15 protein-coding genes are annotated in these 14,506 nt (G+C 41.5%); 8 read left to right on the top strand and 7 right to left on the bottom strand.

Annotated features, from left to right (window positions below; all coding sequences use genetic code 11):
* Positions 1–85: 85 nt before the first annotated feature.
* A complete protein-coding gene (gene dnaA / locus FTT74_RS12200; protein WP_004969761.1) occupies positions 86–1,462 on the bottom strand; it encodes a chromosomal replication initiator protein DnaA in 1,377 nt (458 codons plus the stop codon).
* 660 nt (positions 1,463–2,122) lie between these two features.
* On the opposite strand from dnaA, the gene rpmH reads away from it, so the two are divergent.
* The 6 genes from rpmH (at position 2,123) to FTT74_RS12170 (ending at position 6,881) form a co-directional block, all read left to right on the top strand.
* On the top strand, positions 2,123–2,257 hold the full coding sequence (gene rpmH, locus FTT74_RS12195; RefSeq protein ID WP_000831329.1) for a 50S ribosomal protein L34: 135 nt from the start codon (positions 2,123–2,125) through the stop codon (positions 2,255–2,257).
* A gap of 31 nt (positions 2,258–2,288) precedes the next feature.
* The gene (gene rnpA / locus FTT74_RS12190) at positions 2,289–2,681 is read left to right on the top strand and encodes a ribonuclease P protein component (protein WP_004969764.1); all 393 of its coding nucleotides are present in this window, start codon (positions 2,289–2,291) and stop codon (positions 2,679–2,681) included.
* 9 nt (positions 2,682–2,690) lie between these two features.
* Entirely contained in the window at positions 2,691–3,011 is a 321-nt protein-coding gene (gene yidD / locus FTT74_RS12185; RefSeq protein ID WP_004969767.1) for a membrane protein insertion efficiency factor YidD, read from the top strand.
* A 5-nt stretch (positions 3,012–3,016) separates the two neighbouring features.
* Entirely contained in the window at positions 3,017–4,780 is a 1,764-nt protein-coding gene (gene yidC / locus FTT74_RS12180; protein WP_004969769.1) for a membrane protein insertase YidC, read from the top strand.
* 91 nt (positions 4,781–4,871) lie between these two features.
* Positions 4,872–6,227: a tRNA uridine-5-carboxymethylaminomethyl(34) synthesis GTPase MnmE gene (gene mnmE, locus FTT74_RS12175; protein WP_178867910.1), complete on the top strand. Its 1,356-nt coding sequence runs from the start codon at positions 4,872–4,874 to the stop codon at positions 6,225–6,227.
* A gap of 318 nt (positions 6,228–6,545) precedes the next feature.
* Positions 6,546–6,881, top strand: a complete 336-nt coding sequence (locus FTT74_RS12170; RefSeq protein ID WP_154321234.1) for a DUF1622 domain-containing protein — start codon at positions 6,546–6,548, stop codon at positions 6,879–6,881.
* A gap of 123 nt (positions 6,882–7,004) precedes the next feature.
* Here FTT74_RS12170 and FTT74_RS12165 read toward each other — a convergent pair whose 3' ends face one another.
* Together FTT74_RS12165 and FTT74_RS12160 are read right to left on the bottom strand one after the other, a co-directional pair.
* The gene (locus tag FTT74_RS12165; protein WP_171287397.1) at positions 7,005–8,192 is read right to left on the bottom strand and encodes an MFS transporter; all 1,188 of its coding nucleotides are present in this window, start codon (positions 8,190–8,192) and stop codon (positions 7,005–7,007) included.
* Between the two features lie 102 nt (positions 8,193–8,294).
* Positions 8,295–8,561 carry a metal/formaldehyde-sensitive transcriptional repressor gene (locus FTT74_RS12160; RefSeq protein WP_004969779.1) on the bottom strand — a complete coding sequence of 89 codons (267 nt, stop codon included), beginning with the start codon at positions 8,559–8,561 and terminating at the stop codon, positions 8,295–8,297.
* A gap of 58 nt (positions 8,562–8,619) precedes the next feature.
* On the opposite strand from FTT74_RS12160, the gene dmeF reads away from it, so the two are divergent.
* Both dmeF and FTT74_RS12150 read left to right on the top strand, forming a co-directional pair.
* Positions 8,620–9,567, top strand: coding sequence for a CDF family Co(II)/Ni(II) efflux transporter DmeF (gene dmeF / locus FTT74_RS12155; protein ID WP_167846433.1), 948 nt, complete (start codon positions 8,620–8,622; stop codon positions 9,565–9,567).
* Between the two features lie 168 nt (positions 9,568–9,735).
* Positions 9,736–10,383 (top strand): DsbC family protein, encoded by a 648-nt coding sequence (locus tag FTT74_RS12150; protein WP_373683485.1) that lies wholly within the window; start codon positions 9,736–9,738, stop codon positions 10,381–10,383.
* 174 nt (positions 10,384–10,557) lie between these two features.
* On the opposite strand, the gene FTT74_RS12145 is transcribed toward FTT74_RS12150, so the two are convergent.
* The 4 genes from FTT74_RS12145 to FTT74_RS12130 form a co-directional block, all read right to left on the bottom strand.
* Positions 10,558–10,815: a GlsB/YeaQ/YmgE family stress response membrane protein gene (locus tag FTT74_RS12145; RefSeq protein ID WP_004969785.1), complete on the bottom strand. Its 258-nt coding sequence runs from the start codon at positions 10,813–10,815 to the stop codon at positions 10,558–10,560.
* Positions 10,816–11,011: 196 nt separating this feature from the next.
* Complete coding sequence (gene hpt / locus FTT74_RS12140; protein ID WP_004969787.1) at positions 11,012–11,539, bottom strand: hypoxanthine phosphoribosyltransferase; 528 nt, start codon at positions 11,537–11,539, stop codon at positions 11,012–11,014.
* A gap of 217 nt (positions 11,540–11,756) precedes the next feature.
* Positions 11,757–13,097, bottom strand: a complete 1,341-nt coding sequence (gene guaD / locus FTT74_RS12135) for a guanine deaminase (protein ID WP_179989095.1) — start codon at positions 13,095–13,097, stop codon at positions 11,757–11,759.
* 159 nt (positions 13,098–13,256) lie between these two features.
* Entirely contained in the window at positions 13,257–14,222 is a 966-nt protein-coding gene (locus FTT74_RS12130) for a TerC family protein (protein ID WP_104852786.1), read from the bottom strand.
* Positions 14,223–14,506: the final 284 nt, after the last annotated feature.

Genomic DNA, 14,506 nt, shown 5'->3' with positions numbered 1-14,506 from the left:
GATTGGAGTATAAAATAGGTTTTTTAGCAGTGTACTATGCGGCAAAAGCTGCCGCATGGCAAGAACAGAATTTGAGCAAATTCGGTCAACTTTGCAACAATCGTTGCAGGTTTTTATAGTCTTCGTTAAAGATCGGATCTTCTTCGCGCAGGCTTTGTACTTTTTCGCAGGCATGCATCACGGTACTGTGATCACGGCCACCAAATGCCATACCAATTTCAGGGAAACTGTCGCCTGTCAGCTCACGTGCCAAGCCCATTGCCAACTGACGTGGACGCGCATAAATACGGGTACGTTTTGGCCCCACCAATTCTTTGAGCGGAATACGGAAATATTCACTCACGACTCGCTGAATATTTTCGGTACTGATGGTACGTGCGCGAATTGCCAAGACATCTTTTAAAGATTCACGTACCACATCTAGATCGATTGGGGTGCCTTTAAAACGGGAAATTGCCACCACTTTATTGAGTGCACCTTCAAGTTCACGCACATTAGCCACCACTTGCTGGGCAATAAATAAAGCACAGTTACGTGGTAAATCTACGGCGCTGCTTTCAGCTTTCTTTAATAAAATTTCAATTCGGGTTTCAATATCTGGCGGTTCTACCCCGACTGATAAGCCCCAAGAAAAACGTGACACCAAACGTGCATCCAATTCGGTTAATTCTTTTGGATAACGGTCTGAAGTCAAAATAATCTGTTTAGATTCATCCAATAAAGCGTTAAAGGTATAGAAAAACTCGACCAAACTGGCTTCTTTACCTGCCAATAAGTGAATGTCATCCACCAATAACAAATCTAAAGAGCGGCAGTTTTTCTTAAATTCTTCAACCTTGCCCTGCTGCAAAGAGCTGACAAAATCCTGCACAAAACTTTCTGCAGTCATGTACATCACCCGTGCATTCGGTTTGGCTTGCAACAAAGCATTGCCCACCGCTTGCATCAAGTGAGTTTTACCCAAACCTGTTGGGCCATACAAAAATAATGGGTTGTGCTGTGAAGCCCCCAATTGGGTCAATACCTTGCGACAGGTTTCCGCAGCCATTTGGTTAGAACGACCTTCCACAAATAAGGAAAAGGTAAATAACGGATTGAGTTGGCGTTTACGGCTTTTTGCAGAACTTTCTTCTTTTTCACGTTTAGGCTTGGCCACAGGCGCAGGGCTAGATTCCAGCGCAGCAGTAGTGGTAGCAGGTTGTTCACTGGCCGATAAAATTGCACCTGGACGCGAATCGACTAAAATTTCGACCTTACGCACGCGTCCCTCAGACAACTGCTCTGCCAAAATAGTAATCAATTCCAGATGATGTTCTTGAATGTAACGCGTCCAATAAGGATTAGGCGCATAAAGTTTTAATGTATCTTCAACTTCTTCTGCCACCAATGGGCGAATCCACATTGTAAAGACATTTCCAGAGAGCTCTTGTCGCAAGCGATTTAAGCAGTCCGTCCAAAGCATGTGAAACCCCTATCTAATCCATTTTTAAATTTAAAACTTCTCTCGACCGCCTGAGCGGGTCGCCATTCTAACCAAGTTATCCACATCTGTCATGACAAAATCAGCAAAATTGCTCAAAAAAGGAATCACTAAACCTGAATTTAAATTTGAAACGTGGTGTGGATAAGTTTATCCGCAAGGTGTGGATAAAATATAGCACAAAGTTATCCACATAGTATTAAAATTATAGAAACACAGATATCCACAATTCAAAATTTTGTTTTATAAAAGAAAAAGTGGGTTTTCAACAGAAAAATGCGTCCCTAATAATAATAAATTTAAATTTATAAATTTGAATTTATTTATAAGAAACGTTGCAGCTGTGGATAATTCAATCTGAGTTTAAATTTAAATTCAAAACCGAAAATTTTAAAATTAAACAGAATAAGCTTGTGGATAATTATGTGAATAATACTGTTAATAACTTATTAGTCAAGCATAAACAATTGCTTATCTTGTGTATACTTTAATTTGTATGATCAACCAGTCAATTGAGCGAAAACTTGTTAAAAAGAAAAATTTAGGCTTATTTTGCAAGAAACCGTGTTTTTCATTGACAGCTCAAGCAATGAGCACTAAAATCGCGGACCTTTATAGAAAGATCATTTTTGGAGTTTCGATATGAAACGTACATTTCAACCATCTGAATTAAAGCGTAAGCGCGTTCATGGTTTCCGTGCTCGTATGGCTACTAAAGCTGGTCGTCAAGTATTGGCTCGCCGTCGTGCAAAAGGTCGTCACAGCTTAACTGTTTAATACAGTCACGCTGAACCGACTCTTGGGTGTTATGACAACACTTTATGGCTTCAGCACAGAGTTGAGATTACGCTGTGCTGCCGATTATAAAGGTGTGTTTGATGGTGCGCTTTTTAAAGTGCATCAACCCCATTTCTTATTTCTTGCAAAACATTCCGAACTGCCGAATAGCCGTTTGGGTCTTGTCGTTGCAAAAAAGAAAGTGCGTCGTGCACACGAACGAAATCGAGTAAAACGACTTGCTCGCGAAAGTTTTCGCTTACACCAACAGCAATTAAATGACTTAGATATTGTGGTAATGCCCAAAGTTGGGGTAGATACGGTATCTAATGCGGAATTGCATCAGCAATTACAATTTGCTTGGCAGAAGTTACAACGTCTCGCCAAAAAGCATTCAAAAATAGCTCCCTCCCCACAAAAGTAGAGATGGCCAATGGTACTTTTACTGCATTGGTTGATACGTTTCTATCAGATCGCGATTAGTCCTTTATTGGGACCACGCTGTCGCTATATTCCAACATGTTCTCAATATTCTTTGGAAGCAGTCCATACGCATGGTGCTGTACGTGGTGTGTGGCTGGCTACAAAACGTATTTGTCGTTGTCATCCGTGGGGTGGTTCGGGCTATGATCCGGTGCCGCCAAAAGTCATTCGTTTTATTTCATTTCAGCAAATAGATTCTCAAACGCATCACATTACTGTACCCTTTCGTGATCGTTTATTGAACCAAAATCACTCTAACCACTTGGGGTAATAGATATGCAACAATGGGCCAGGTTTGCAATTCTCGGGGCCATGTTTGTCGTCGCATATTTGCTCATTTTGGCGTGGCAAAAAGATTATGGAAATGCTGAAACAGCACCGCAGCAAAAAACTGCCGTTGTTTCACATGAAGTGTCTGCAGATTTGCCGAATGCCCAAACGGCTACAGCAGCTTCTGATGTACCGCAAGCAAATATTCCTGCACAGCAAACAACCGATGCCACAGCACCTGTAAGTCAGCAGCTTATTTCAGTACAAACTGACCTTTATCATCTTTGGATCAATCCGAAAGGTGGTGATATTGTTCGTGTTGAATTACTCAATCATGACAAAAATAAAGACAGTGACGATCCTTTCGTCATGCTGGAAAGCGATGCTAAGCGCACCTATGTCGCGCAATCTGGGTTAATCGGGCTGAATGGTCCAGACAGTAGCCGTAATGGCCGCCCAAGCTATGAAATTGAAAAATCGACTTATAGCTTAGCCGATGCCAAAGAAAGCAAAAATAAAGCGGGTGAAACAGTTAAAACTTTAACTGTCCCAATGGTATATAAAACTGCCGATGGTGTAGAAATCATTAAAACCTTTAGTTTTACTGAAGGTGAATATCCTGTGCTGGTGAATCACAAAGTGATTAACCGCAGCAGCCAAAACTGGCAAGGTCAGATGTTTGGTCAGTTGAAACGTGATAATTCAGATGATCCAGGCAAGTCAGATCAAGGTATTTTTACCTTGGGTACTTTCCTTGGCGGCGCATGGGGAACACCTGAAGAACACTACAACAAGTTGAAATTTGACAATTTTAATGACGAAAAATTGAATGTCGATGCAACAGGTGGTTGGGTGGCCGTGGTTCAGCACTATTTCGTGAGTGCATGGGTTCCGGGGCAGTTAAAATTGACGCAGGCCGATGGTCAACCGTATGCAGCGAAGTTGGAATCACGTAAATCTAGCGATGAAATGAACATCATTGGTTTTACCTCGCCAACCATTAATGTCCCTGCAGGTACGGTGGCAGAAGTTGATGCGACCTTCTACTCTGGTCCAAAAATTCAGTCTGAATTGAAAGATTTGGCGACAGGTTTGAACCAAACTGTGGATTATGGCTGGTTATGGCCAATTGCAAAATTATTGTTTATTGGTTTGCAATTCTTCCATGGTTTAGTGGGCAACTGGGGTTGGTCAATCATCTTATTAACCGTTCTTGTCAAACTGATTCTTTGGCCGTTATCGTCTAAGAGCTATCGTTCTATGGCGAAAATGCGTGTGATTGCACCAGAAATGCAGCGCATGAAAGAAGAATTTGGCGAAGACCGTATGCGTTTCTCGCAAGAAATGATGGCACTTTATAAACGTGAACAAGTGAATCCACTGTCAGGTTGTTTGCCATTGTTACTACAAATGCCAATTTTCCTTGCCTTGTACTGGGTATTGATGGAATCGGTAGAGTTACGCCATGCACCGTGGTTAGGTTGGATTCAAGACTTATCGGCAATGGACCCTTGGTTTATCTTGCCATTGTTGATGGGTGTGACCATGTATGTTCAACAAATGTTGAACCCACAGCCAACAGATCCAATGCAGGCAAAAATCTTCCGCATTATGCCTGTGGTATTTACCGTATTCTTATTGTTCTTCCCTGCAGGTCTAGTTCTGTACTGGATTGTCAACAACTTGATTACGATTTTGCAGCAAAGCTTGATCAACAAAAGTGTTGAAAAAGACCGCGCTAAACGAGAAGAGGCAACTCCAGTCAATTAAGTATGGCTGAGCTGCTGAATAAATCCGCTTAAGATGGTAATCTTAGGCGGATTTTTCTTTGCATACATTTTGAAAGTTTTAGGTGAATTTTATGTATAACCGCAGCACCATTGCCGCAATCGCGACTCCACCTGGCCGTGGTGGTGTGGGGGTGATTCGCCTGTCGGGACCAAAAGCCTATGCGATTGCCGCAGCATTGACCCAAAAAGACTTACCCAAAGCGCGTTATGCAGGTTTTCGCCAGTTTTACGATGCAGCCAATGAAGTCATGGATGAAGGTTTGGTGATTTGTTTCCCCAATCCTCATTCATTTACTGGCGAAGATGTGGTGGAACTACAAGGGCATGGTGGCCCAGTGATTCAAAATGCGCTGTTGGCACGTTTACTGGAACTCGGTGCAACGGCTGCCAAAGCGGGTGAATTTTCGATGCGCGCCTTTGAAAATGGCAAGCTGGATTTGGTACAGGCCGAAGCCATTGCCGATTTAATTGATGCCACTTCACAAGCCGCTGCGCGTTCTGCAGTGCGTTCCCTTCAAGGGGCTTTTTCCACCAAAGTGAATACTGTGCTAGAACAGTTAATTCATTTACGTTTGCATGTTGAAGCTGCTATTGATTTTCCTGAAGAAGAAATTGACTTTTTGGCCGATGGGAAAATCCTTAATTTGCTAGATGAAGTGGCTACTTCGGTGACTGCTGTGCAACAATCTGCGCGTCAGGGACAATTGTTGCGTGAAGGTCTGCAGGTAGTGATTGCGGGCAAACCGAATGCAGGTAAATCTTCTCTACTCAATGCCTTGGCGGGTATTGAACGTGCAATTGTGACTGATATTGCGGGAACTACTCGTGACGTATTGCATGAAAAAATTACCCTAAATGGCTTACCAATTACCCTGACCGATACCGCAGGTTTACGTGAAACAGGGGATATTGTGGAGCAGGAAGGGATTCGCCGTGCAATTAAAGAAATTGAACAGGCGGATTTATTGTTATTGGTCTATGACTTGAGCCAAAACGAAGATCCGTTGCAATTGGCACAGCATTATTTTGCTGAACATATTGAACCGAAGCGTTTGATGTTGATTGGCAATAAATGCGATTTAACTGGTGTACAAGCTACAATTTCAGATTTTAAAGGGTTTAGACATATTACTGTGTCGGCCAAACAAGAAACAGGTGTTCAATCGCTCATAGAGGCGATTACAGCGCATGCAGGCTTTCAGCCTGAAGAAGATACCTTTATTGCACGTACCCGTCATTTAGACGCAATGAAACGCACGCAGCAGTATTTGGCTGAAGCACGTGAGCAGTTGGTGGTCTATCATGCGGGGGAATTAGTAGCCGAGTCGTTACGTCTTGCACAGAATGCTTTGGGTGAGATCACTGGTGATTTTTCTGCAGATGATTTGTTGGGCAAGATTTTTGGATCGTTTTGTATTGGGAAATGATTTTTAGCGATTACTTCCTGATTTGATACAAAAATAGCATTAAGTTTGAGTGGCTTAGTGCTTTTTTATTATCCTATTTGGGGTGATCTGCTACTAAAAATCAGCCTATTCGTTAATGTTTAGTTTCTCATTCGGCACAAGCCCGATCTAACTTATGTCATATTTAAACATTTCAATTTATCTTTATGAAAACCCATCAATAATCACGTAAGTCTTTTTAAACCGCAGCATTTAAAGCTATGATGAGAAAATAATCAAAAATTGGCGCTCAATTCAATCCTAAATGCACGAGATGAAATCTCTGATGGAGGTATTTGGATGTTTGAACTGGCTTTTTTACGTGAAATACTCATTTCTTCGGTTCATTTTTTGCAATTGTCACTCGAAGCCATTTCTGTGATTTGCGTGGTGATTGGTCTGGTTAAAACTTTATTGGTGCTGGTTCAGTTAAAATCGGGGCGTACTGCACGTTATTGTTTTGGGGATTGGCTCGCGACGGCACTTGAATTTCAGTTGGCTGCAGATATTTTAGCCACCACAGTAGATCCAGATTTAGATAGCCTAATTAAACTGGCGATCATTGCAGTGATTCGAACCTTTTTAAATTACTTCCTAACTAAAGAATTAGAGCATCAAACCATCAATGAAAAATAATGGCTGCTGAGTTTGAGATCAAACAGAAGACATAGTCCTAGTCATCTACAAAGTTTGAATATTTGAATAAACTCAGCTGATCCAAACCTTGTCCTGATTTTAGTTTGTCGTTTAGATGAAACTTCATCCTAAAACAGGTTTGTTCTGCAATTGGCGATACCAAATAATGATGTAGCCACACAGTAAGCAGATGGCTGCACAAAAGCTAAGTACGGCGGTGGTTAAACCAAAATGATCGGCCAGATAACCGACTGCAATAATTGGCAGAATTGTGCCTAAATAGCCCACAAATAAATAGGTCGACATCACTGCAGCGCGATTCTGTAGATTGGTCATGGCATGAATTAAGCCAAAAGCACCAATCAATGCCAACCCGTGTCCTATGCCTAGCAGCACATCACTCACAAAAAATAGAAAACTCCAATGTAAATACATGCATAAACCGAGTACCAATAAACTCAATAACAGCAAATACAGCCCATAATTTAGGCATTTTTGTGCAGGAATGGCTTTAGAAAAATACTGCACCAGCGCTGAAATCAGCAAAATACAGGTGATGGCCAAACCACTGACCAAAGGCCCGTGCCACGGAATAATCACTTGCACAAAAGAGGGAGAGAGCGAAGCAAATAAACTAAAGGCAGCAAAGGCACAGAATGCGGTTAAACCTGTAATATAAAATTCTGCATGAAAGCGTGGTTCTGGGCGTTCTAATTTTGGGGCAATCGAGAAGGCTTGTGGCGTAAATTCAGGCGGTGCTAAACGTAACAATCCAATAAAACACAGTACTGCACCCAAAATGACAGGAATATATGGACTAAACAAAGGCGCTGCTGAAAATTGTGCCACACCACCACCGAGCAAAGGACCTAAGCCAAACCCGACTGCGGTAATGACTGAACTGAGCTGTGGCGCATGTGCTTTATGTGATTCGGGGATACTCCACATTAAGCCAATTAACGCCGATGTAGTCATAAGACCTGAAGCAATTCCAATCACAAAACGCCCCAAAGCAAGCCAAAGTGCATTGGTGGCAAACATAGACAGAATCAGTCCGAGGGTGATGATGACTAAACCCAATTCTAAGGTTTTTAAGAAGCCGATACTGTTGCTGGTACGCCCTAAAAAGAGCAAGGTAGCCAAACAACCGAGCATATACGCCACAAAAATAAAGGTGATATGGCTGGGTAAAAGCTGCCACAATTCCTGATAAATTGGATACAGCGGGCTTGCAAGTGCCGTGCCCATGGTGCCAATAATCAGGGCGAGGCTGATCATCACGAAAGGATGCCAAGATTGAGATTGAGTCATAAAAACTCGATTGATGGCTAAACTGTTGAGTTTAGTCTCATATAGTGAGAAATATCACTCAGTGTAAAGACAAGCCTTGAATCTGGTCAAGCCTATTTGTGTTTAAGCATAGCGTTTCAGCAATTTCATAAACTCTTCCAGTTCATGTTCATCAATCGCGCATTGATCACCAATCACATGATGGCGTAAATGCGATTCGATTAACTCATTCATCAAACCATTGACCGCACCTTTAATGGCTGCGACTTGTTGTAAAACTTCAATACAGCCATGATCAGGATTGTGAAGTGCTTGTTCTACTGCCCCAATTTGTCCTTGTAGGCGTTTGACGCGATTTAAAATTTTCTTATCTGTATGTAAATGACCCAACACATCACCTCAATTTTTATATACTCTATGGGAGTATATTTAACAATGATTTCCCATTATGCGTCAGCAACACTCTCATCGTATGCATCCACATCAATTCGATCAAGGCAATCCGCTGGCGCAGAAAAAAATATTATATGCGGCTTTGCTGACGGCTGTCATGATGTTCTTGGAAATCTTGGGTGGTTGGATTTTTCATTCCATGGCTTTGCTAGCGGATGGCTGGCACATGAGCTCACACATGCTGGCGCTAGGCTTGGCTTATTTTGCCTATCGGGCAGCACGTCATTATGCAGCAGATACACGGTTTAGTTTTGGTACATGGAAAATTGAAATTTTAGCTGGCTATAGCAGCGCCATTTTATTGTTGGTGGTGGCTGCATTTATGGCAATTCACTCTATCGAGCGTTTATTTTTTCCTGTCGATATTCAGTATAACCAAGCCATCCCAATTGCAATTTTAGGGTTATTGGTCAATTTGATTTGTGCATGGTTATTACATGAAGATGATCACCATCACCATCACCATCACCATCATGAGCATACGCATGACAGCCATGACCTGAATCAAAAAGCCGCCTTTATGCATGTGGTGGCAGATGCGGTGACTTCAATTTTTGCGATTATTGCTTTAATTGCGGGTAAATATTGGGGCTGGGATTTTCTAGATGCACTGTTAGGTATTGTTGGTTCAATTTTAGTGGCGCGTTGGGCGATAGGTTTGATGCAGGAAACAGGGAAAACATTGCTGGATGCAGAAATGGATCATCCTGTGGTGGATGAAATTCGTGAAGTGATTGCAGAGTTACCAGTCAGTGTGATGATTACAGACTTGCATGTTTGGAAAGTCGGACAGGGTAAATTTTCCTGTATTTTGGCATTGGAAACCGCACACGATTTAGACGCAGATCAAGTCCGCACCGCCCTCGCCATTCATGAAGAAATTGTGCATATTTCAGTAGAAATTAATCCGCCATCAGGTTTGAATGTTCCACGTGAAACCTAAAGCGTTGCATAGCAAAAACGAGTTGTAGCAATTGCGTAATTCTGGCTTAAAAATACTGAATTCTGTGCAGCTTTCAGCTTAGAATCAGGCTAAATTTACTTTTAGATGAAACACATGATTAAACAATTGAGTTTAGCTGCCTTAATGGGATTATGCAGCGCCGTGAGCATGGCCGATGTTGCAACGGTTAGTAAAAATGTCAAACAACAGCATCCGCAACTGAAATTAGACAATATTCAAGCCACAGAAATGAAAGGTATTTACAGTGCCTCTATGGATGGTCAAGTGGTGTATTTGAATGAAGATGCACAACATATTTTGGCGGGTTCAATGATTCGTTTAAAGGATCAGCATAACTTAACCAAAGATTTATTGATCCAACAAAACAGTGTCGATTGGAAAAAGTTACCGTTACAAGATGCAATCAAAAGTGTGCGAGGTACGGGAAAACGTCAGATTGCGATCTTTTCTGACCCAAATTGCCCATATTGTAAACAGCTTGAGGCTGAACTGAAAAAGCTGGACAACATTACAATCTATACCTTTATTTTGCCGTTAAAAGCGCAATCTGTTGCGCCATCTAAACAGGTGTATTGTGAGAAAAACCCTGCTCTTGCTTGGGAAAACCTGATCACAAAAGCACAATTGCCTACAAGTCAAAGCAGTTGTGCCAACCCTGTGGAGCGCAACATTGTTTTAGCGCATCGTTTAGGTGTAAACGGTACGCCTGCGATTATTTTCTTGAATGGCTTTAAAGTTATGGGAGCATATCCTGCGGCACAAATTGAACAGATTTTTAAAGAATTTGGTCTTTAAGAACGGCTAATTTTTTATCTGATATTGGCAACTAAAATTGTGTAGTGTGTATCGGAGCAAACCTGAAATTTGTGATTGCGAAGTAGATATAAAAAAACCGCCTCAATTTTTAGGCGGTTTTTTTATTGAGAGAGAAGATGTTTGACTGAAAAATTACAGTCGTTAATACAGGATTTAAGCACGCGATTTTTTCATGAACGTATTATAAATAAATAGAATAATCAGCGCACCAATGATGGAGGCAATAAAGCCTGCGGCAGAACCATCACCGTACAATCCCATCATACGCCCTGCATAGGTTGCCAATAAAGACCCTGCAATCCCAAGTAAGGTGGTGACAATAAACCCTGCTTTGTCATCTCCAGGATGAATCGCACGGGCGATTAAACCTGCAATAAAACCCACCACAATTGCGACAATTAATGACCACATGAGCAGCTCCTTGTTATCTTTGTTTATGTTTTACATCATGTTTCAGACTTATTTTTGCTGAAAAATCCCAAGGAAAATAGTCGAATAATGCTACAGCATGTTGTGTTTTTGTCCTGTTAGATAGATGAAATGCAAATTTTAGCCATAAAAAAAGTGATCTGAAACGATCACTTTTTTTAAGCGAGGCGTGTTTGTTTTATAAGCCAATTTCGCCAATAAACGGAATATGACGATATTTCTGGTCGTAATCTAAGCCATAACCGACAATAAACTTATCTTCAATTTCAAAGCCCATGAATTTAACTTCAAGTTCAATTTCACGGCGTGATGGCTTGCTAATTAAGGTACATAGCTCAATTGAATTTGGCTCACGGGTTTGCAAAATTTCCATCACTTTATTTAGGGTGTTGCCCGAGTCGATAATATCTTCAACCACCAAGACATCTTTACCGCGAATTTCACCATCCAAATCTTTTAAAATTTTCACATCACGCGATGACACAGTACCTCCGCCGTAGCTGGATACAGTCATAAAATCCAGTTCATGCGGCTTTTGAATGGTGCGGCATAAATCTGCCATGAACAATACAGAACCACGTAATAAGCCAATTAAAACCAACTCTTTGTCGCTATTGGCATAGTGAGCATTAATTTTTTGACCAAGTTCCTGAACTTTTGTTTGGATTTCTTCTGCAGAAATCAAAACCTGCATTTCAACTGTCATGGGTAGATACCTAAAAAGCAAAAATAAAAAAGGTGTTGACCTGCAACACCCCAAAATATGCGCTAATTTTAATATATCTTGCGCGATGTTGCACGTGCTTGCATGGTTAAAATAGCATCATTTTTGTGCTGAGTGAGAATCTGAGCGTAACAACAAAGCACAACCGAGTATCAGCATTGCCCATCCGATGGGTTTTATATACGAGGATTGCGCAGGTTTAGCCACCTGCTGCTGAGTTTTGATTGGGTTGGTAGTAGGCACGTTGTCCATAAATATAGGTCGCATGAATATTACGGTCATCTGCTAAAGTAATGAGGGCAAATAATGCATCTTCAAGATGTTTGGAACGTTGTTGTCGTAAGCGTTGTAAAGCGGTGGCATTTAAATCCAGCACCACAAAATCGGCTTCTTTGCCTACCTTAAAATTCCCCAGCTTATCGTCTAAGTCCAAAGCTTTGGCAGCACCTAATGTGGCGTGATACAACGCTTCAAAAGCAGAGAGTTTTGCCCCTTGCAGTTGTTGTACTTTATAGGCTTCATTGAGGATATGCAGTACATTAAACGTGGTGCCTGCGCCAATATCTGTACCTAAACCGACCTTCACCTGTCGCTCCCAAGTTTTATGCAGCGGAAATAAACCGCTGCCCAAAAATAAATTGGAGCTTGGACAAAAGGCAATTGCAGAATCGGTATGATGCAGACATTGCCATTCATGTTCTTCTAAATGCACACAATGCGCAAAAACCGAACGTGAACCTGTTAAACCATAGTGATGATAAACATCTAAATATCCATTTTGCTCTGGAAATAATTGTTTCACCCACGCAATTTCATTGTGATTTTCACTTAAATGGGTATGTACATAAACATCGGGATATTCGGCTTTGAGTTGCCCTGCCCGCGCCAGTTGCTCAGGGCTAGAAGTCGGTGCAAAACGTGGCGTAATCGCGTAGAGATTACGTCCTTTTCCATGCCATTTTTCAATCAACGCTTTAGAGTCTGTATAGCCTGAGTCTGCACTGTCACACAATGCTTCAGGTGCATGCCGATCCATCAGCACTTTACCTGCAATTAAACGCATTTGATGTTGTGCTGCCGCTTCAAACAACGCATCTACCGATTCAGGATGTACCGTACAAAACACCAAAGCTGTGGTGGTGCCATTTTTCAGTAATTCCTGCACAAAAAATTGTGCAATCTGATCTGCATAGGCTTTATCTGCAAATTGCAGTTCAGTCGGAAAAGTATAAGTATTCAGCCATTCCAGTAATTGTTCACCATACGCGCCAATCATTTCAGTCTGTGGAAAATGAATATGGGTGTCGATGAAGCCAGGCACAATGAGATGGTCAGGATAATGATGGAACTCTGTGTTGGCGTTTAGCTTTGCCTGCCCTTCTTGCCATGAACCAAACCACTGAATTTTGCCTTGTTCGCAAATTAACAAGCCATCGTCTACATAACGGACTTGTTCTGAAATTTGATCGGCTTGGCTGGTACAGTTTTTGAAATCAAGAAAGCGACCACGAATTGCGGTGCGTTGTACAGGAGATGGCATAAAACAACCTACATTTTTCATTTTTCAAGAGATTGTACCTTAAATGTAGCTTGCAGCAGTACGATAAAATTTATCGTACGGTAAATTAAAACTTGGTGAAATGAATACAAAAAGCCTTCTCGAAAGAAGGCTTGCAACGATGGTGGGGATTATTAAATTTTATAATGTGGTTTCATGGTGTTTTCGACTATGTCGAATTGATAACCACGCAGTGATTGTCAGCACAAGTACAATAAAGCCGAGTGAAATCCAGATAGGCATGTGGAATACATCTAACATCAGCATTTTAAAGCCAATAAATAGTAAAATTAAACCCAGTCCATACGGTAAATAATGCATTTTAGTGGCTGCGCCTGAGAGCAAGAAAAACATGGCACGTAAGCCCAAAATAGCCATAAGATTTGCAGTGAGTACAATAAACGGATCGGTAGTCACGGCAAAAATTGCAGGGATAGAATCCACGGCAAAAATAACGTCAGATGCTTCGACCAAAATTAAAACTAAAAATAATGGCGTTGCCCAAAGTACACCATTTTGGCGCACAAAAAACTGATCTTTTTCCAGTGTTGGGGTAATACGCATGTGTTTGCGTAGCCATTTCAACAACGCCATATCTTCAATATTGCTGGCTTCTTGCTCTGGACCTTTTAAGAATTTAAAGCCTGTGTAGACCAAAAATGCGCCAAAAATATACAAAATCCAGGAGAATTCTTGTACAAACCAAGCTCCAATAAAAATAAAAATGGTTCTGAGAATAATTGCGCCCAGTACGCCGTAGAGTAAAATTTTACGCTGTAAGCCCGGTGGGATGGCGAATGCGGCGAAGATCATCAACCAAACGAATACATTATCAATCGCCAGTGATTTTTCCAGCAAATAACCCGCAAAGTATTCCATGACTTTGGTGTTGGCGACTTCTAGCCCAACGCTGTGTTTAAGATACAGCCATAAACCGCCACCAAATAAAGCTGCCACACTGACCCAGGCGATACTCCAATACGCAGCGGTTTTGACTTTGACCGATTCGCCTGCTTTTTGTTTAAAGCCTAAGAAGTCAATGGCGAGCATGACTGCAACAATTGCAAAAAAGACCAGATATAGCCATAAATTGCCGATGGATTCCATACAATCTCCACATCCAACAACTGGCCACAAAAAAACCTTGACCTGTTGTCAGATGATTTCAAACATCTGTAACAACATGATCAAGGTCTTGCCTACATAGAGCGGACTTGTATCAACAAGTATGTGCACTATGCTCAGCGTCCGACTTTTTGCAAAGTGTAATGACGAAACGCTGACACGTTAAAGTTATATTTTAACGCTTGGAGGAGGCTACTCCCCTTGTTCAACATAATTTGGGATTAGGACGCTGCCTAAATCTGCGTAAAGAATTACATAATTTTAAG

The organism is Acinetobacter sp. YH01007, from assembly GCF_013420425.1.
GTDB classification, from domain to species: Bacteria; Pseudomonadota; Gammaproteobacteria; order Pseudomonadales; family Moraxellaceae; genus Acinetobacter; species Acinetobacter towneri.
Note: the sequence above shows the minus strand (reverse complement) of the source record. Positions and strands in the feature narration are given on the sequence as shown.